Source organism: Klebsiella sp. PCX, from assembly GCF_021869705.1.
Taxonomy (GTDB): domain Bacteria; phylum Pseudomonadota; class Gammaproteobacteria; order Enterobacterales; family Enterobacteriaceae; genus Klebsiella; species Klebsiella quasipneumoniae.
On the sequence record NZ_CP091527.1, the window covers coordinates 3,727,235 to 3,745,348 of the forward strand.

Below are 18,114 nucleotides of genomic sequence, written 5' to 3' on the forward strand. Positions count from 1 at the left end.
ACTGCAGCGGTGTCAAAAAAACGGGAGCCCACAGGCTCCCGTTTTTGTTATAGCGTATTCGCCGAAGCGCTAGCTCGCGGCGGGCAGTAAGCCATCCGCGCGGAACATCGCCTTGATGCCGCGGATCGCCTGACGCGTCCGGTCCCGGTTCTCGATCAGCGCGAAGCGGACATGGGTATCGCCATAATCGCCAAAGCCAATCCCCGGAGAGACGCAAACCTTCGCTTCGTTAAGCAGCTTTTTCGCAAACTCCAGCGAGCCCATGTCGGCATAAGGTTCCGGAATTTTCGCCCAGACGTACATGGACGCCTTCGGACACTCAACCATCCAGCCGGCCTCGTGGAGCCCTTTCACCAGCACATCGCGGCGGCGCTTATACTGTTCCGCGATATCCCGCACGCATTGCTGATCGCCCTCCAGGGCCGCTATCGCCGCCACCTGCAGCGGCGTAAACGTGCCGTAGTCATGGTAGCTTTTGATGCGGGCGAGCGCGTTCACCAGGGTCTTATTGCCGACCATAAAGCCAATGCGCCAGCCGGCCATGTTATAGCTTTTCGACAGGGTAAAGAACTCGACGGCGACATCGCGCGCGCCGGGCACCTGCATAATGGAGGGCGCTTTCCAGCCGTCATACACGATATCGGCATAGGCCAGATCGTGGACGACCAGGATGTCATACTGCTTCGCCAGGGCGACAACCTTTTCAAAGAAATCCAGCTCGACGCACTGCGCGGTCGGATTCGAGGGAAAGCCAAGGATCATCATCTTCGGCTTCGGATAGCTCTCGCGGATGGCGCGTTCCAGTTCGTTAAAGAAATCCACCCCTTCCACCAGCGGCACCGAGCGCACCTGCGCCCCGGCAATCACCGCGCCGTAGATATGGATCGGATAGCTGGGGTTCGGCACCAGCACGGTATCGCCATGATCCAGCGTCGCCAGCATCAGGTGCGCCAGCCCCTCTTTCGAACCAATGGTGACAATCGCTTCCGATTCCGGATCGATATCGACGTTATAGCGTTCTTCATACCAGCGCGAAATAGCGCGACGCAGGCGTGGGATCCCCCGCGAGGTAGAGTAACCATGGGTGTCAGGCCGCTGCGCGACGGTGCAGAGTTTTTCCACGATATGCGGCGGCGTCGCGCCATCGGGATTGCCCATACTGAAATCGATAATATCTTCGCCGCGCCGGCGCGCAGCCATTTTCAGTTCGGCAGTAATATTAAAAACGTACGGGGGGAGACGATCGATACGCGTAAAACGGCGTTCAGGACTGGATTCAGCCATAGGTTCCTCTGATTAACGTTAGCGCCCGGACCGTCCGAGCGACGCTGCCGCTGTTGCGGCTCGTTTAGAAAATAACCTGAAAAAAAACACGTTGTCGAGTGCCCTGACGAAAAATAATCACTGGCGTTAAAAACGGGTATCGTCTGCGCTAAATACGGCAGTACGCCGCGGGATGAATACCGTTTTGTATGCAAGTGGTAACATATTGATATCTTTTCTATCACGGGTATTTATCGTTTCCCCTGCTGTCTAGCGGTTTGTCGCCTTGCCATGATTCAATCCCCTTTTAAAAGTGTGTCTTTTCCTCATTATTTTTCTGCGGCTGGTCTTCTGTCGTCAGGTTTTTTATCATGTCCTTTTCTGGCCACTGACGCGGCGCACCCATGCACGAAATCTTTACTATGATGCTGGCGGTCTATGATCGTGCGGCCCTGATGCTTATTTGCCTGTTTTTCCTTATTCGCCTGCGCCTGTTCCGCGAACTGCTGCATAAATCAGCGCATACGCCGAAAGAGCTGCTGGCTGTCACCGCCATCTTCTCGCTGTTCGCGCTCTTCAGTACCTGGTCCGGTGTGCCGGTGGAAGGATCGCTGGTAAACGTGCGTATCATCGCCGTGATGTCCGGCGGGATCCTGTTTGGCCCATGGGTGGGAGCCATTGTCGGGGTGATTGCCGGTGTGCACCGCTATCTGATTGATATTGACGGCGTGACCGCCGTACCCTGCTTTATCACCAGCATCATCGCCGGTCTGCTGTCGGGGTTGATTAACCGCAAGGTGGCCCGCGATCAACGCTGGAAAATCGGCATTCTGGCCGGCATGGTCTGCGAGACCCTGACCATGATCCTGGTGATAGTCTGGGCGCCCTCTCTGAGCCTCGGCCTGGATATCGTCTCGAAAATTGGTATCCCGATGATCCTCGGCAGCGTCTGCATCGGTTTTATCGTGCTGCTGGTGCAGAGCGTGGAAGGGGAAAAGGAGGCCAGCGCCGCGCGGCAGGCGAAACTGGCGCTCGACATTGCCAACAAAACCCTGCCGCTGTTCCGTCAGGTCAACAGCGATTCTCTGCGCCAGGTTTGCGACATCATCCGCCGCGACATTACCGCCGACGCGGTGGCAATCACCAATACGGAACACGTGCTGGCCTACGTGGGCGTCGGTGAAGCCAATTATCAACACCATGACGATGTCATCAGCCCCACTACCCGACAGGCCATTCGTTATGGAAAGATCATTATAAAAAACAATGACGAAGCCCACCGCACGCCGGAGATCCACTCCTTAATGGTCATCCCGCTGTGGGAAAAGGGGGTGGTCACCGGCACGCTAAAAATCTATTACTGCCACGCCCATCGCATCACCTCGACGCTGCAGGAGATGGCGATAGGCCTGTCACAAATCATCTCCACCCAGCTGGAGGTTTCCCGCGCCGAACAGCTGCGGGAGATGGCCAACAAAGCGGAGCTGCGCGCTCTGCAAAGCAAGATTAACCCGCACTTTTTATTCAATGCCCTGAACGCGATCTCCTCCTCGATTCGCCTTAATCCGGACACCGCGCGCCAGCTCATTTTTAATCTGTCGCGCTATCTGCGCTATAACATCGAATTAAAAGACGATGAGCAGATCGATATCAAACGAGAGCTGTATCAGATCAAAGATTACATCGCCATTGAACAGGCGCGATTCGGCGACAAACTGACGGTCATCTATGATATTGACGACGACGTCAGCTGCGTGATCCCGAGCCTGCTTATCCAGCCCCTGGTGGAAAATGCCATTGTGCACGGCATTCAGCCGTGTAAAGGGAAAGGGGTGGTGACGATTGGCATCAATGAGTGCGGCAATCGGGTTCGCATCAGCGTTCGCGACACCGGCAACGGCATCGATCCCGCCGTGGTCGCCCGCGTGGAAGCCGATGAAATGCCAGGTAACAAAATCGGCCTGCTCAACGTTCATCATCGGGTGAAACTGCTCTACGGCGAGGGGCTGCATATCCGCACCCTGACGCCAGGAACGGAAATCGCCTTTTATGTCCCCAATCACTCTACGCCGCAGGCGCTGACGGAGTCTCTGTTGTCATGAGCGGAGAAAAGATGAAAGTTATCATTGTGGAGGATGAGTTTCTGGCCCAACAGGAGCTCACCTGGCTTATCAACACCCACAGCCAGATGGAGATCGTCGGCAGCTTTGACGACGGTCTGGACGTGCTGAAATTTCTCCAGCACAACAAGGTCGACGCCATCTTTCTCGATATCAATATTCCGTCGCTGGACGGCGTTCTGCTGGCGCAGAACATCAGCCAGTTCGCCCATAAGCCTTTTATCGTTTTTATCACCGCGTGGAAAGAACACGCCGTGGAAGCCTTTGAGCTTGAGGCGTTTGACTACATCCTCAAGCCCTACCAGGAGTCGCGCATCATCAATATGCTGCAGAAGCTGACCGCCGCCTGGCAGCAGCAAAATAACGCCGCCTCCGGGCTAGCCAGCGCGGCGCCTCGGGAAAACGACACCATCAATCTGATAAAAGATGAACGGATCATCGTCACCAGTATCCATGATATCTATTATGCAGAGGCACACGAGAAGATGACCTTCGTCTACACTCGCCGGGAGTCTTTCGTCATGCCGATGAACATTACCGAATTCTGCAGCAAACTGCCCACCGCACATTTCTTTCGCTGTCACCGCTCGTACTGTGTGAATCTCAGCAAAATTCGTGAAATTGAGCCATGGTTTAACAATACCTACGTGCTACGCCTGCGCGACCTGGAGTTTCAGGTTCCGGTCAGTCGCAGTAAAGTGAAAGAGTTTCGCCAGCTGATGAATCTGTAGACGACGGGGAGCCCCGCCTTGCCGGGCTACGGCGGTAGCCCGGGAGGAATGCGCTTACAGCACCTGACCCAGCGTCTGACGCAGATGCGCGCCGGAGCCCAGCAGGCCTGGGTTGTCATGCACGATCAGGTAAACCGGGATATCCTGGACATAGGCTTTAAATCGGCCTTTATCCTCAAAACCGCCGCGGAAGCCGGAGGCTTTAAAGAACTCCAGGAAGCGCGGCACGATGCCGCCGGCGATATACACGCCGCCAAACGTCCCCAGGGTCAGCGCCAGGTTTCCACCGAAGCGCCCCATAATGACGCAGAACAGCGACAGCGCCCGGCGACAGTCGGTGCAGCTATCCGCCAGCGCCCGCTCGGTGACCTCACGCGGCTGCAGGTTCTCCGGCAGTCGACCATCCGATTTGACTATCGCGCGATAGAGGTTGACCAGACCAGGCCCCGAGAGCACGCGTTCTGCGGAGACGTGCCCCAGTTCAGCGCGCAGCTCTTCCAGAATAATGCCCTCTTCTTCACTGTTCGGCGCAAAATCGACATGGCCGCCTTCGCCAGGCAGGCTGACCCAACGCTTATCAACGTGCACCAGATGGGCTACGCCCAGCCCGGTTCCGGCGCCATAAACGGCGATCGGTTTGCCGGCTACCGGCGCGCTGCCGCCGAACTGAATCAGGTGCTCAGCTTTCAGCATCGGGATGGCCATTGAAACGGCGGTGAAATCGTTAATAATCTCCAGGTGCGCAAAGCCAAGGTTGCGCTTCATCTCGGCGATGGAGAAGGCCCAGGTATGGTTGGTCATCGCCACCCAGTCGCCGGTGATCGGGCAAGCGATGGCGATACAGCCTTCGCTGACCGTCACCTGATGCTCCTCGAGATAGACGCGCACCACCGCCTCCAGACTGGGGTAATCGAGCCCGGAATAGGTCTTTGCACGAGAGATCTCTCCGCTCGCCAGATCACACAGCGCCAGGCGGGCGTTGGTCCCCCCGACATCTCCTACTAAAGCAAATTTTGTCATTCCGTTACGGCTCCGCTAAAGTCAAAATAAATCTTTTGGCACACTGTAAATTCATGGCGGCTTAACAACAACGTCCAACTCGCGGACGCCCCTTGTTTAGCGACACAGGTCACATTTAGTTTGTAATCAATGCAAAGTAGCCTATTAACGAGGCCACGGGTATCAGACGCCGCCTTAACTTTATCGTTTCAGCACCATTTGCATCGACGGTCCCCGTCGACAAAGGCAAAGTAGTGCTCCTGAACTTTAACAAGGACATTTTCATGCTCCATCCTCGCGCCAGAACAATGCTGATCCTGTCGGTGCCAGCTATCCTGATTGGCATCGCCTCCAGTTTGATCCTGATCGGCGCGATGAAAGTTGCCGCGTTGCTGCAGCGCATCCTGTGGAGCGATCTGCCTGTGCAGTTTGGGGTGAGCGCCGACAACCCGCTGTGGATCATCGCCATTCTCACGGCGACGGGGATCGCGGTGGGCCTGGTCGTCCGTTACAGCCCGGGGCACGCCGGGCCGGACCCGGCGACCGAGTCGTTAATCGGCGCGCCTATTGCCACCGGCGCGCTGCCCGGGCTGCTGGCGGCGCTGATCCTTGGCCTCGCCGGCGGCGTCAGCCTGGGCCCGGAGCATCCAATTATGGTGGTGAATATTGCGCTGGCCGTCGCCGTCGGCTCCCGACTGTTCCCCCGGGTCAGCTCTCTGGACTGGACCATTCTCGCGGCCTCAGGCACCATCGGCGCCCTCTTCGGCACCCCGGTGGCCGCCGCGCTGATTTTTTCGCAAACCCTGAACAGCAGCAACGAGTCGCCGCTGTGGGATCGTCTGTTTGCCCCGATGCTTGCCGCCGCCGCGGGCGCGCTGACGACCGGGCTGTTTTTCCACCCCCACTTCACGCTGCCGATCGCGCACTATAGCCAGATGCACTTCGTCGATATCGTCAGCGGCATGATCGTCGCCCTGATCGCTATCGCTGTCGGTATGGTCGCCGTCTGGTGTCTGCCGCGCCTGCACACGCTGATGCATCGCCTGAAAAACCCAATCCTGACGCTGGGCCTCGGCGGCTTGCTGTTAGGGATCCTTGGAACCATTGGCGGACATTTAACGCTGTTTAAGGGGCTGGATGAGATGCAGCAGTTGGCCTTCAGCCAGACGCTGACCGCCTCGGATTATCTGCTCATTGCGCTGGTCAAACTGGCTGCGCTGGTTCTCGCCTCGGCCTGCGGCTTTCGCGGTGGGCGGATTTTCCCCGCGGTCTTCGTCGGCGTGGCGCTGGGGCTGATGCTGCATGCCCACGTGGACGCCGTGCCGGCGGCAATTACCGTCTCCTGCGCGATCCTCGGCATGGTGCTGGTCGTCACCCGCGACGGCTGGCTGAGCCTGTTTATGGCCGCTGTGGTGGTTCCGGACACCACGCTGCTGCCGCTGCTGTGCATTGTGATGCTCCCGGCCTGGCTGCTGCTGGCCGGGAGGCCCTTAATGATTGCCAGACACCATACCGACTAAACGCGGCTGTTTCGTTCCTCCAGCGCCTGCGTCACCGCGCGCAGGAAATCGGGGATATCCATTTTCGGCAGCATCACTTCCACCAGGGTGAGAGTATCGGAGGTGATACTCTCCGCCATCGCCTCCCGTAGCTCAGCAGTGTGCGTAACCCGCCAGCAGCGCGAGGCAACGTCCGGGGCGAAGGCTTCCGGCAGGCGCCGCCAGTCCCACAGGGCAATATCATTGTAGCGCTGCTCCGGACCGTGAATCGCCCGTTCTACGGTATACCCTTCGTTATTAAGCAGCAGAATAAGCGGCTTTTGTTTATCGCGCAGCATAGAGCCCATTTCCTGAATCGTCAGCTGGGCGGCGCCATCGCCGACGATCAGCACCACCCGCCGCTCTGCCGCCGCGGTTTGCGCGCCATAGGCGGCCGGGAGGGTAAAACCAATCGATCCCCACAGCGGCTGGACGATCAGCGATGCCTCAGAGGGGAGCTTAAGCGCCGCGATGCCAAATGCCGCCGTCCCCTGATCGGCGAGGATAATATCGCCGGGGCGCAGCGCATCCTGCACTGTCGACCAGAAATTCTTCTGGGTTAACTCGCCTTCACCCTCCTCTTCCACTTCCGGCGCCACGACCTGAGGCGCCGCCCACTCCGCCGCCAGCGGTGCGGAAAGGGACATCAGCGCAGCCAGGGCTTGATCCATCGGCACGCCGCTGAACCAGTGATCGCCCACCCTGACGGCGAAGGGCTGGATCTCAATGGTCTTCTCCCGCGCCAGATGCTGGGTGAACCCTGCGGTGATAGTGTCGGTGAAGCGCGTACCAATGCAGATGATGGTGTCGGCGTTTTCGATAGCCTCCCGGGTCTGAGGCGCGCTGGCGATGCCGCTGTAGGTGCCGACAAAACCTCTCTGCTGCTCATCGAACAGCCCCTTGCCCATGAGCATGGTGGCGTGGGAGACGGGGGTTTTCGCCACCCACTCCCGGAGCGTGTTCTGCAGGCCATAGCGTTGCGCGAGGAAGTCCGCCAGCAGGGAAATGCGTCGACTGCCCCGCAGAAGGCGGCTGGCATGTTCGCAGAATCCGGCGAGCTGGTTTTGATCCGCCGGAGCGGCCTCAACCAGCAAGCGCTGCGCTGGGGCAATCGCTGCCGCTCTGGCGACATCGGCCGGCAACATCAGATAGCCGGGTCGATGATGCGTCAGCATATCGCGCAGAACACGGTCGATTTCATGGCAGGCGTTGCCAGCGGTCAGCAGCGCCTGGCTACAGGTGATCTGCTCGCTCATTCGCGCAAAATGGCGGAAATCGCCGTCACCCAGGGTGTGATGCAGCAGTTCGCCGCGCTGCTGAGCGCCAGTGGAGGGCGCACCGACGATATGTAATACCGGAATATGCTCCGCATAGCTTCCCGCCACGCCGTTCAAGGCGCTTAGTTCGCCGACGCCGTAGGTTGTTAGTAACGCGCCGGCCCCCTTAATGCGTGCGTAACCGTCAGCAGCATAGGCCGCATTCAGCTCGTTGGCGCAGCCGACCCACCCCAAGGCGCTGTGCGCAATGACGCGATCGAGAAACTGTAAGTTGTAATCTCCTGGTACGCCGAACAAGCGGTCAATACCGCAGTCAACGAGGCGATCCAGCAGATAATCCCCAATAGTGTAGGTCGGTTGCATGTCCATTATCCTCATTTTGGTGCAGGTGTAATTTGAGTATTGAATAAGCGATCCGCCTGTCCAGAAGGGGGACGATAAAGCCGGTGTAAAGCAATAGTTACGCCCAAAAAGCGGTGTACTCCACGCAAAACATTGATTAGTGTAAACGTATACACACCCTGTTTTATCTGCGGAGGAAGAATGGTTTACCAGGCAAGCACCACGCGATATCAAACGATGGCCTATCGTCGCTGCGGGCGCAGCGGCCTTCAGCTCCCGGCGATTTCTCTCGGTCTGTGGCATAACTTTGGCGATGAAACGCGGGTGGAAACCAGCCGGCAGATGCTCCTGCACGCGTTTGATCTCGGCATTACCCATTTCGACCTGGCCAATAATTATGGGCCGCCGCCGGGATCGGCGGAGAGCAATTTTGGCCGCATCCTTAAAGAGGCCCTCCTGCCCTATCGCGATGAGTTGATCATCTCCACCAAAGCGGGTTACACCATGTGGGACGGCCCTTACGGCGACTGGGGTTCACGCAAATACCTGGTGGCCAGTCTGAACCAGAGCCTGCGGCGCATGGGGCTGGAGTATGTCGATATTTTTTATCATCACCGCCCGGACCCGGAGACACCGCTGACGGAAACGATGCGCGCGCTCGATCATCTTGTCCGCCAGGGTAAAGCGTTGTACGTCGGCCTCTCTAACTATCCGCTCGCCCAGGCGCGAGAAGCGGTGAAAATCCTTAACGACCTCGGCACCCCCTGCGTCATTCACCAGCCTCGCTACTCCATGTTTGAACGCGGTGTGGAAGAGGGATTACTGGATTTTTTGCAGACCGAAGGGGTGGGAAGTATAGCGTTTTCACCGCTGTCCGGCGGCCAGCTAACCGACCGCTATCTTAACGGCATTCCGGCAGACTCACGCGCCGCCAGCAGCAGTCGTTTTCTGCAGCCGGAGCAACTGACCCGCGCCAAATTAGAAAAAATTCGTCAGCTGAATACGCTGGCGGAAGCCCGCGGGCAGAAGCTGTCGCAGATGGCGCTGGCCTGGGTGCTGCGCGAGGAGAAAGTCACCTCCGTGCTGATCGGTGCCAGCAAAACCGCCCAGCTGGATGATGCGGTAGGGATGCTGAAAAACCGTCATTTCAGCGCCGGGGAGTGCGCGGCGATTGATGCCATCCTGGCGCTGTAAAGCAAATGTTACTTTAGCAAAAAGTGCTCTTTTCTGCGCTTTCGGAGTTCGTCCGATGCGACGGGTCTTTACCGGCCCGTAATATCAGGTTAACAGGCCGCTTACGGCCCCGATCGTGAAGGAGAAGAGTATGTTCAGGTCACTGATTCTGGCAGCAGTACTGCTGGCCGCAGCGCCACTAGTCGCTAACGCTGGTGAAATCACCCTGCTGCCATCGGTAAAATTACAAATAGGCGATCGTGACAATTACGGTAACTACTGGGACGGTGGCGGCTGGCGCGACCGTGATTACTGGCGTCGTCACTATGAATGGCGTGATAACCGTTGGCATCGTCATGACAACGGCTGGCACCGCGGCTGGGACAAAGGCAGAGATAAAGCCTGGGAGCGCGGCTATCGCGCGGGCTGGAGCGACCGCGACGACCATCGCGGCGGCTGGGGACGAGGTCCCGGCGGACGCGGTCATGGACATGGCCATCACTAACAGACGAAAAGGGGAGCCCATCGGCTCCCCTTTGCTTTATTCCGCAGCAGGAAGTCATCAATCCACCCCGAGCAGCGATCCCACAATTAACCAGCCGTTCAGGCTCACCACAATGGCGACTATCGCCCAGCCGATGCCTCTCACCCAACGGGTATTCACCAGGTCTCCCATTAGCTTTGCATTGCTGGTAAATATCAGCAGCGGCACCAGGGCAAGCGCAATACCAAAGCTGAGCAACACCTGACTCATCACCAGAATACGCGTTGGATCCAGTCCCAGCAGAATGACGACAAACGACGGCAGCATGGTGACCGCCCGGCGAAACCACAGCGGAATATGAAAGCGGATGAAGCCCTGCATGACCACCTGGCCTGCGAGAGTCCCCACCACCGTCGAGGATAAACCTGCAGCGACCAGGCTGAGGCCAAAGATGGTCGCCGCCGCGTGGCTCAGCAGTGGCTCCAGCGTTCTGTAAGCCTGATCGAGATCGGCGACGCCGGTATGGCCGTTGAAGTGGAATGCCGCCGCGGCGGTCGCCATCATCGCCAGGTTAACGAACCCCGCAATGGTCATGGCGATCGCCACATCCCAGCGGGTCGCGTAATAGCGTTCTTTTCGCGTCCCGCCGTGCAGATGCTGGGTAAGCGAGGAGTGTAAGTAGATCACGTGCGGCATAATAGTGGCCCCCAGCACCCCGGCGGCTAAGAATACCGCCTCGCCGTTGGGCAGCGTAGGGATCGCCAGCCCTTTGGTCAGGGGAGCCAGCGCGGGCTGGGAAAAGATCAATTCAACGACATAGGCGACGGCAACAAACAGCAGCAAGCCGCCAATCACCTTCTCCAGCGGTTTTTGCCCGCGCCGCTGCAGCATCAGGATCAGGAAGGTCGCCACCCCGGTCAGCACCGCCCCTTGCAGAAGCGATACGCCCAGCACCAGCTTAAAGCCAATCGCAGCGCCGATAAATTCGGCCAGATCGGTGGCCATGGCGATGATTTCCGCCTGTACCCAATAAAACCACACCACCGGGCGCGGGTAATGGTCGCGGATCTGCTCGGCCAGGTTTTTACCGGTGGCAATGCCCAGTTTGGCAGAGAGCACCTGGATCAGCATCGCCATCAGGTTGGCCCATACTACGACCCACAGCAGCTGATAGCCAAAGCTGGCGCCAGCCTGAATATTCGTGGCGAAATTACCCGGATCGATATAGCCAATGGCAGCGACGAAAGCGGGCCCCATTAAGGCGAGCTTCACCTTGCGCGCGGCGCGACTACTGCTATTCTCAACGCGACTGCTAGTCATCTTCTGCCTCTGGAAATATAGCCTTTGCTATGTTTCATGCTATCAAAATGCGAATGATTATCAAGTTCATTTATAATGGAGATAATAATTGCTGTGATAGGAGGGAACAATTGCTGGCCGGATATGGAAAAGGGCGTCAGAAAATCCGATCGCGCCAAATATTAAGAGTAGTACAAGAATGCAACTTTTAAAACCTTTACGTAACATAACAAAAGTGGATGTTTGATCACTATTTTTGCCATTGGTCACAGTTCCTTGCAATAGTGTGCAATTGATCTCGTTTTCTTTAAAGCCGTTGCATAGAATGTGCACGGAAATTTAACCTGCCTCATATTTGGAGCAACTATGGACCGCGTCTTGCATTTTGTCCTCGCGATCGTTGTGGTGGCTATACTGGCCCTGTTGGTCAGTCATGACCGTAAAAAGATCCGTATTCGTTATGTTGTTCAACTGCTTGTCATTGAAGTCCTGCTGGCCTGGTTCTTCCTGAACTCCGATATCGGTCTGGGTTTTGTGAAAGGCTTCTCCGAGATGTTTGAAAAACTTCTCGGCTTTGCCAACGAAGGGACAAACTTCGTGTTCGGCAGCATGAACGACAAAGGTCTGGCCTTCTTCTTCCTTAAGGTTCTGTGCCCTATCGTCTTCATTTCCGCTTTGATCGGTATTTTGCAGCATATTCGCATCCTGCCGATTGTTATCCGCGCCATCGGTACCGTGCTGTCGAAAATCAACGGCATGGGCAAACTGGAGTCCTTCAACGCCGTCAGCTCGCTGATCCTCGGCCAGTCGGAAAACTTTATTGCCTATAAAGATATTCTCGGCAAAATGTCGCGCAACCGTATGTACACCATGGCAGCGACCGCGATGTCCACCGTATCGATGTCCATCGTCGGCGCGTATATGACCATGCTGCAGCCGAAGTACGTCGTCGCGGCGCTGGTGCTCAACATGTTCAGCACCTTTATCGTGCTGTCGTTGATTAACCCGTACCGCGTGGAAGAGAGTGAAGAAAATCTGCAGATGTCGAATCTGCACGAAGGTCAAAGCTTCTTCGAGATGCTGGGCGAATACATTCTGGCGGGCTTTAAAGTTGCGATTATCGTGGCGGCGATGCTGATCGGCTTCATCGCGCTGATCTCCGCGCTGAACGCCCTGTTCGCTACCGTCACCGGCTGGTTCGGCTACAGCATCTCCTTCCAGGGGATCCTTGGCTATATCTTCTACCCGGTCGCCTGGGTGATGGGTGTGCCGGCAAGCGAAGCGCTGCAGGTGGGTAGTATTATGGCCACCAAGCTGGTCTCCAATGAATTCGTCGCCATGATGGATCTGCAGAAAATCGCCTCGACGCTCTCCCCGCGTGCGGAAGGCATTATCTCTATCTTCCTGGTCTCCTTCGCCAATTTCTCGTCTATCGGCATCATCGCCGGGGCGATTAAGGGTCTGAACGAAGAACAGGGCAACGTGGTTTCACGCTTCGGTCTGAAGCTGGTTTACGGCTCCACGCTGGTCAGCGTACTGTCTGCTTCAATTGCGGCTCTGGTTCTGTAACAGGCGCCAGTCCTCTGAGCCGGGCAATGCCCGGCTTTTTTTTACCCGTCATTCGCCCAGCGGCCGGGGCTTGCCCACCAGGTAGCCCTGCAGATAATTCACCCCCAGCTCCAGCAAGCGCGCTTTTTGCGGTTCGCTTTCGACATATTCCGCCACCACGCTCATCTGTTTCGCCCGCGCCATCTCAACAATCGATTTCACCATAATGGCATCCAGCGGGTCAGTGAGGATGTCGCGAACGAAGCAGCCGTCAATCTTGATGATATCGGCCTGCAGATGCTTCAGTCGTTCATAGTTCGCATACCCGGTGCCAAAGTCATCAATGGCGATGGCACAGCCAAACGCGCGCAGCGCTTCAAGATTTTGCTGGCTGATGTCGGCATTGGAGAAGGCCTGCTCTTCAGTGACTTCAATAGTGATAAGGCCTGGTGAGACCGCATAGCGTTGAAACAGCGCGATAATCTGCGCGGCGCTGTCCTTTTGCATTAGAGTTGCAGGCAGCAGATTGACCGAGAATCGCTGGCCAGGGTGCTGATGAAGCACGCTGAACAAGGTCTCCAGCACCAGCATGTCGAAACGTTGGCTGAGGTTAAACTGCACAATCAACGGGATAAACTGATCGGGCATAATGACGCTATCGCCACAGCGCATGCGGGTGAGGATCTCATGATATCCCTCCCCTTCCCTGTTATGAATCGGCTGCGCATAGAGCATCAGCGCCCGCTCTTTAAGCACCTGCTTGACGCGCATGAGGAGGCGCACCTGTTCGGTGGTTTGATCCACCACCAGCTCCTGCTCCTCATCCAGGGCCAGCACCCGACGTTCGCTACCCGCCTGTTCGGAAAGCCAGCTTAGCTGACCCAGCATCTGGTGAAGTCCCTCGCGCTGACCGTCGTCGCGGCCCCAGGCCGCGCCAAACTCCAGATCCAGCGGCTGATTGTGCCAGCTGAATTTTTTGTGGTTGAGAACCGCGACCATATGGTGCAAACGGGACGAAGGCTCCGGTCCGTCAAGCACGAGGATCAGCTCGCTGCCCGGCACCTGGAAAACTTTATCCGCTGCCCCCAGCAGCGGTTGCAGCGCCCGAATTATCTGCCGTTTACAGTCCACCCCCATCATCAGGCCATAGTGCCTGCTGAGAAAGTCGAGATTATGAATACGCAGGCTGCAGATAACCTGCTGCGGACAGCTCTGTAAATGGCTCTCCAGCGCGCGCAGGTTAGGCAAGCCAGTCAGCGGATCTTCTTCCGCCTGACTACGCCAGCGGCGTTTATTGCGGTCGCTACGGGCATAGGTGTCTGCCATATAAAACAAACAGATAGTAAAGGAGATCAGCACTGAGAGCACAAAGGATAATGAATACTCGCTTTGGACGCCCTGGAGAAAGTTTTTGTTATACACCACCAGTAAAAAAGCCGAGACCGACCATGAAATACGCAGCAGCGCATGACCAATTCGGCTAATCCCGATAAAGTAGACGATAAAAATCACCGGAACTAAATAACCGGCAATAAATTCAGACTGATACGGCGCACACAATAGCGTTAATATCACCGCCAGCGCAATAAACCAATATAGCGTAAAGGAACGATATTTTGCTGCCAGCCACGGTAAACATTCCTGCCGCCAGAAACGTCGGGCGTAGCGTGGATTGATAATCATCCGCATTGGATAATATAAAAAAGTGGTAAAAATTAATGCCGCGCTGATTAAACTTTGAATATCTATTACGGTATAAATCAATGGCATACTGCCAAAATAGCTGGTAATAGATAAGGGAAAAGCAAAATATTGCCCGGCAAGGTACATGGTGAGTTTCAGCAGCACCGGCGCGAAGAAGCCGCCCCAGAAGATCCGCGCTCCCATATGTTTTGCCGTCGGGCCACAGCGCCAGCGCTTACCCACCATCAGTCTTAGAACAGCGCAGGAGAAGAACACCGCAAACAGCTGACAAAAGAGTAAGATAAGCGCCTGCGGTAGCGTTAATTTAATAAGAAAGCAATTGGTGATGGCAAATGCGAGGATTAATGGCGCAATCGCATAGCGGCCAAAGATAAAAATAACAGAAAACATCACGCTAATGGGCAGCCAGGCAATATAAATAAGATTGCCATCAATAACCGTTTGCGGTGAAATAAAACGAGCCAGCGGAATAGCGACTAAACAGACGATAAAGGCCAACAGAGTTTTTTTGATATTAATGTTAATTTTATCAACCATTATTGTTAATTAAAACTCCGGCAACCTCATTACGTTTAATGGGGGAAATGTTATGTTGCTTATTTAGGGCAGGCAAGGTGATTTATCAGGAAAAAGTCTGAAATTACTTTCGATTTTAATTGCTGGAGATTAACTGACTTAAGCAGAAAATGCTTTACATGAAAATAGATAAAAACAAAAACCCCCGCCGAAGCGAGGGTTCTGAATTTTGGTGGAGCTAAGCGGGATCGAACCGCTGACCTCTTGCATGCCATGCAAGCGCTCTCCCAGCTGAGCTATAGCCCCACAGGACCTCTTTACGAACCAAATCCGCTGGGTGCAGAATTTGGTGGAGCTAAGCGGGATCGAACCGCTGACCTCTTGCATGCCATGCAAGCGCTCTCCCAGCTGAGCTATAGCCCCGTAACGTAAAGCGTGTCGTGTTGACGGGCGGCATAATATGAATTCCTCGCTCAGGTGTCAACGGCAAAATTATCCTTCTCGATTCAATCGCTGAAAAAGCAGGCAACCTGCTGACATTGCGAGCCTTATCGCAGCCAGAAGTTAAACAGGTCACCTTTTCCAGTAAAAGGATGCTATAACATGGACAGCTAATTCCCATACATTTACTCAGGAAATAGTATGCTCAAGGAACGAATGACACCTGAAGAAATCGCCCATCTGACCGGCTACAGTCGGCAAACTATCAATAAGTGGGTGCGGAAAGAAGGCTGGCAGACCTCTCCGCGGCCTGGCGTCCAGGGCGGCAAGGCGCGCCTGGTCCATGTCAATGAGCAAGTCAGGGAGTTTATCCGCAGCGCCCAGCGCGTGGCGGAGACGCCCGGCACCTATTCTCCCCACGACAGCGATCTGGAATCGCTGCTGCTGACCCTCTGTAAAGAACTCACCCCCAGCGAGCAGAAGCAGCTTATGTCGCTGTTGCTGCGCGAGGGGATCACCGGGTTACTGCTTCGGTTAGGGATCCGCGATCGGTAAACCATGATGAAACTAAAAGATAAAATGACGCCCGCAGAGCTTGCCGACTGCCTGGGGCTGGCCAGACAAACGATCAATCGCTGGGTTCGGGAGAAGAAATGGCGCACAGAAGCGATACCCGGCGTTAAAGGGGGACGAGCGCGACTGGTGGTCATCGACCAACCGGTGCGTGAGTTTTTGACTAACATTCCCGCCAGACGCCATCTTTTTAGCGACAATCATCTCGCGGAATCGCCAGGCGCTTACCTGGTCAATGAGGCGGACGCGATCTGGCGGCAAATCACAGAAACCCTGCAACTGATGACTCCGGCAGAACAGCTGCAGCTCCGCGACCTGCTGGCCCGGGAAGGGATTAGCGGTTTTCTTGCCCGCCTCGGCATCGCCAGCCCGGTATAACAGACAAAAAAAACGGCAGGAGTATATCCTGCCGTTATATCATCTACGTCCCCGTCAGGACGCCTGGCCTTCGCGCTCAGCGATAAAAGCCAGCGCTTTATTGATACGCTCTACGCTACGGGACTTGCCGATTGCATGGACGGTTACGTCAAGCGCAGGAGACTGCCCAGCACCGGTAACGGCCACGCGCAGCGGCATACCGACTTTACCCATGCCCACTTCCAGCTCATCAGCGGTTGCCTGAATCGCGTGGTGGACGTTTTCCGCCGTCCAGTCGCTAATCGCCGCCAGCTTGTCGCGGACGACCTCCAGCGGCTGACGCGCTACCGGACGCAAATGTTTCTTCGCCGCGTCGGCGTCGAACTCAGCGAACTCTTCATAGAAGTAGCGGCAGCTCTGGGCAATCTCTTTCAGCGTTTTGCAACGCTCGCCGAGCAGCTTCACCAACTCGGCCAGCTGCGGACCGTTGCGGGTATCGATATTTTCCTGCTCGATATGCCACTGCAGATGGGTCGCCACATACTCCGCCGGCAGCGTATTGATGTAATGATGGTTCAGCCACAGCAGCTTGTCGGTGTTGAACGCACTGGCGGATTTGCTGACCGCCCCCAGCGAGAAGAACTCGATCATCTCTTCGCGGGTGAAGATCTCCTGATCGCCATGGGACCAGCCCAGACGCACCAGATAGTTAAGCAACGCTTCCGGCAGGTAGCCATCGTCGCGATACTGCATCACGCTGACCGCCCCGTGGCGCTTGGAGAGTTTCTTGCCATCGTCGCCGTTAATCATCGATACGTGCGCGTATACCGGCACCGGCGCGTTCAGCGCTTTAAGGATGTTGATCTGGCGCGGCGTGTTATTGATATGATCTTCACCACGGATCACGTGGGTGATCGCCATGTCCCAGTCATCCACGACGACGCAGAAGTTGTAGGTCGGGGAACCATCGGTACGGCGAATGATCAGATCGTCCAGCTCCTGGTTGCTGAACTCGATAGGTCCGCGGATCTGATCGTCAAAAATAACTGACCCTTCCTGCGGGTTGGCGAAACGCACCACGCACGGCTCATCGTCGGCATGATGCTCGTGGCTATGGCGGCAGCGGCCATCGTAACGCGGCTTCTCACCGTTCGCCATCTGCTCTTCGCGCAACGCTTCCAGACGCTCTTTCGAGCAATAGCATTTATAAGCGGTACCGGCTTCCAGCATCTCATCGATCACGTTGTTATAACGATCGAAACGTTTGGTCTGGTAATAGGGACCTTCGTCCCATTGCAGATTCAGCCAGTTCATGCCATCCATGATGGCTTCAATTGCTTCCGGGGTGGAGCGTTCGAGATCGGTGTCTTCAATACGCAGTACAAACTCACCGCCGTGGTTACGGGCAAAAAGCCAGGAATAGAGAGCAGTACGCGCACCGCCAACGTGCAGATAGCCGGTTGGGCTTGGCGCGAAGCGAGTTTTGATTTTCATGAATTGGCCTTACGTTTAATAAAGATGCCGATAGACGGCAATGTCCGGTGGAAATTATGGGTCAATATTCTAACACCGTGGGCTGATTCCTCAATGTTGTTCCCGTCGGAACGTCGCGGTTTGCCATTTTTGTTTATAAATCATGCTATGACGCCGGTTTTACGATCGCTTTGTTTAATTTTACGACGAACGAACGAATTCTTTAGAAAAGGCGTTGACTCATTTTCAACTCTCCCTATAATGCGACTCCACACA

Annotated in this window: 15 protein-coding genes and 2 tRNA genes; 8 read left to right on the forward strand and 9 right to left on the reverse strand. The window is 55.9% G+C overall.

All coding sequences use genetic code 11. The annotated features are described in order from the left end of the window. Positions 1–69: 69 nt before the first annotated feature. Complete coding sequence (gene alaC / locus GQR96_RS17675) at positions 70–1,284, reverse strand: alanine transaminase (protein ID WP_004202031.1); 1,215 nt, start codon at positions 1,282–1,284, stop codon at positions 70–72. Positions 1,285–1,570: 286 nt separating this feature from the next. Then, entirely contained in the window at positions 1,571–1,669 is a 99-nt protein-coding gene (locus tag GQR96_RS17680) for a hypothetical protein (RefSeq protein ID WP_032431109.1), read from the reverse strand. Between GQR96_RS17680 and GQR96_RS17685 the strand changes: the two genes are divergently transcribed. Continuing rightward, positions 1,668–3,365, forward strand: a complete 1,698-nt coding sequence (locus GQR96_RS17685) for a sensor histidine kinase (RefSeq protein WP_017899496.1) — start codon at positions 1,668–1,670, stop codon at positions 3,363–3,365. The genes GQR96_RS17680 and GQR96_RS17685 overlap by 2 nt on opposite strands. Positions 3,366–3,376: 11 nt before the next feature. Further along, complete coding sequence (locus GQR96_RS17690; RefSeq protein WP_069135932.1) at positions 3,377–4,114, forward strand: LytR/AlgR family response regulator transcription factor; 738 nt, start codon at positions 3,377–3,379, stop codon at positions 4,112–4,114. Positions 4,115–4,168: 54 nt separating this feature from the next. Here the strand turns inward: GQR96_RS17690 and glk are convergent, their stop codons facing one another. Continuing rightward, positions 4,169–5,134, reverse strand: a complete 966-nt coding sequence (gene glk / locus GQR96_RS17695; protein WP_004202027.1) for a glucokinase — start codon at positions 5,132–5,134, stop codon at positions 4,169–4,171. A gap of 263 nt (positions 5,135–5,397) precedes the next feature. Between glk and GQR96_RS17700 the strand changes: the two genes are divergently transcribed. Then, the gene (locus tag GQR96_RS17700; RefSeq protein WP_004202026.1) at positions 5,398–6,633 is read left to right on the forward strand and encodes an ion channel protein; all 1,236 of its coding nucleotides are present in this window, start codon (positions 5,398–5,400) and stop codon (positions 6,631–6,633) included. On the opposite strand, the gene GQR96_RS17705 is transcribed toward GQR96_RS17700, so the two are convergent. Further along, positions 6,630–8,291 carry an alpha-keto acid decarboxylase family protein gene (locus GQR96_RS17705; protein ID WP_069135908.1) on the reverse strand — a complete coding sequence of 554 codons (1,662 nt, stop codon included), beginning with the start codon at positions 8,289–8,291 and terminating at the stop codon, positions 6,630–6,632. The genes GQR96_RS17700 and GQR96_RS17705 overlap by 4 nt on opposite strands. A gap of 180 nt (positions 8,292–8,471) precedes the next feature. Between GQR96_RS17705 and GQR96_RS17710 the strand changes: the two genes are divergently transcribed. Beyond that, positions 8,472–9,464 carry an aldo/keto reductase gene (locus GQR96_RS17710; protein WP_069135910.1) on the forward strand — a complete coding sequence of 331 codons (993 nt, stop codon included), beginning with the start codon at positions 8,472–8,474 and terminating at the stop codon, positions 9,462–9,464. Positions 9,465–9,594: 130 nt separating this feature from the next. Next, positions 9,595–9,948, forward strand: a complete 354-nt coding sequence (locus GQR96_RS17715) for a DUF2502 domain-containing protein (RefSeq protein ID WP_069135912.1) — start codon at positions 9,595–9,597, stop codon at positions 9,946–9,948. A gap of 57 nt (positions 9,949–10,005) precedes the next feature. On the opposite strand, the gene GQR96_RS17720 is transcribed toward GQR96_RS17715, so the two are convergent. Continuing rightward, positions 10,006–11,247: an Nramp family divalent metal transporter gene (locus tag GQR96_RS17720; protein ID WP_069135914.1), complete on the reverse strand. Its 1,242-nt coding sequence runs from the start codon at positions 11,245–11,247 to the stop codon at positions 10,006–10,008. Positions 11,248–11,592: 345 nt separating this feature from the next. Between GQR96_RS17720 and nupC the strand changes: the two genes are divergently transcribed. After that, entirely contained in the window at positions 11,593–12,795 is a 1,203-nt protein-coding gene (gene nupC / locus GQR96_RS17725) for a nucleoside permease NupC (protein WP_012540950.1), read from the forward strand. Positions 12,796–12,843: 48 nt separating this feature from the next. Here nupC and GQR96_RS17730 read toward each other — a convergent pair whose 3' ends face one another. From GQR96_RS17730 to GQR96_RS17740, 3 genes are all read right to left on the reverse strand, one after another. After that, positions 12,844–15,015: an EAL domain-containing protein gene (locus GQR96_RS17730; RefSeq protein ID WP_065903342.1), complete on the reverse strand. Its 2,172-nt coding sequence runs from the start codon at positions 15,013–15,015 to the stop codon at positions 12,844–12,846. A gap of 209 nt (positions 15,016–15,224) precedes the next feature. Then, positions 15,225–15,300 (reverse strand) — tRNA-Ala (locus tag GQR96_RS17735). Positions 15,301–15,341: 41 nt separating this feature from the next. Further along, positions 15,342–15,417: transfer RNA gene (locus GQR96_RS17740), tRNA-Ala, on the reverse strand. A 219-nt stretch (positions 15,418–15,636) separates the two neighbouring features. Here GQR96_RS17740 and GQR96_RS17745 point away from each other — a divergent pair. Beyond that, positions 15,637–15,990, forward strand: a complete 354-nt coding sequence (locus GQR96_RS17745) for a YfeC-like transcriptional regulator (RefSeq protein WP_004202017.1) — start codon at positions 15,637–15,639, stop codon at positions 15,988–15,990. Positions 15,991–15,993: 3 nt separating this feature from the next. After that, positions 15,994–16,386 (forward strand): MerR family transcriptional regulator, encoded by a 393-nt coding sequence (locus GQR96_RS17750; protein WP_057216533.1) that lies wholly within the window; start codon positions 15,994–15,996, stop codon positions 16,384–16,386. A 54-nt stretch (positions 16,387–16,440) separates the two neighbouring features. Here GQR96_RS17750 and gltX read toward each other — a convergent pair whose 3' ends face one another. Next, on the reverse strand, positions 16,441–17,859 hold the full coding sequence (gltX, locus tag GQR96_RS17755; protein ID WP_004202014.1) for a glutamate--tRNA ligase: 1,419 nt from the start codon (positions 17,857–17,859) through the stop codon (positions 16,441–16,443). Between the last annotated feature and the right edge of the window lie 255 nt (positions 17,860–18,114).

Bases quoted from the DNA above. Each gene is read 5' to 3' on its own strand.
- GQR96_RS17750 (WP_057216533.1), top strand. From the start codon at position 15,994: ATGATGAAACTAAAAGATAAAATGACGCCCGCAGAGCTTGCCGACTGC.
- GQR96_RS17730 (WP_065903342.1), bottom strand. From the start codon at position 15,015: ATGGTTGATAAAATTAACATTAATATCAAAAAAACTCTGTTGGCCTTT.
- GQR96_RS17720 (WP_069135914.1), bottom strand. From the start codon at position 11,247: ATGACTAGCAGTCGCGTTGAGAATAGCAGTAGTCGCGCCGCGCGCAAG.
- GQR96_RS17690 (WP_069135932.1), top strand. From the start codon at position 3,377: ATGAAAGTTATCATTGTGGAGGATGAGTTTCTGGCCCAACAGGAGCTC.
- GQR96_RS17680 (WP_032431109.1), bottom strand. From the start codon at position 1,669: ATGGGTGCGCCGCGTCAGTGGCCAGAAAAGGACATGATAAAAAACCTG.
- GQR96_RS17705 (WP_069135908.1), bottom strand. From the start codon at position 8,291: ATGCAACCGACCTACACTATTGGGGATTATCTGCTGGATCGCCTCGTT.
- GQR96_RS17700 (WP_004202026.1), top strand. From the start codon at position 5,398: ATGCTCCATCCTCGCGCCAGAACAATGCTGATCCTGTCGGTGCCAGCT.
- GQR96_RS17745 (WP_004202017.1), top strand. From the start codon at position 15,637: ATGCTCAAGGAACGAATGACACCTGAAGAAATCGCCCATCTGACCGGC.
- alaC (WP_004202031.1), bottom strand. From the start codon at position 1,284: ATGGCTGAATCCAGTCCTGAACGCCGTTTTACGCGTATCGATCGTCTC.
- GQR96_RS17685 (WP_017899496.1), top strand. From the start codon at position 1,668: ATGCACGAAATCTTTACTATGATGCTGGCGGTCTATGATCGTGCGGCC.
- gltX (WP_004202014.1), bottom strand. From the start codon at position 17,859: ATGAAAATCAAAACTCGCTTCGCGCCAAGCCCAACCGGCTATCTGCAC.
- glk (WP_004202027.1), bottom strand. From the start codon at position 5,134: ATGACAAAATTTGCTTTAGTAGGAGATGTCGGGGGGACCAACGCCCGC.
- nupC (WP_012540950.1), top strand. From the start codon at position 11,593: ATGGACCGCGTCTTGCATTTTGTCCTCGCGATCGTTGTGGTGGCTATA.
- GQR96_RS17710 (WP_069135910.1), top strand. From the start codon at position 8,472: ATGGTTTACCAGGCAAGCACCACGCGATATCAAACGATGGCCTATCGT.
- GQR96_RS17715 (WP_069135912.1), top strand. From the start codon at position 9,595: ATGTTCAGGTCACTGATTCTGGCAGCAGTACTGCTGGCCGCAGCGCCA.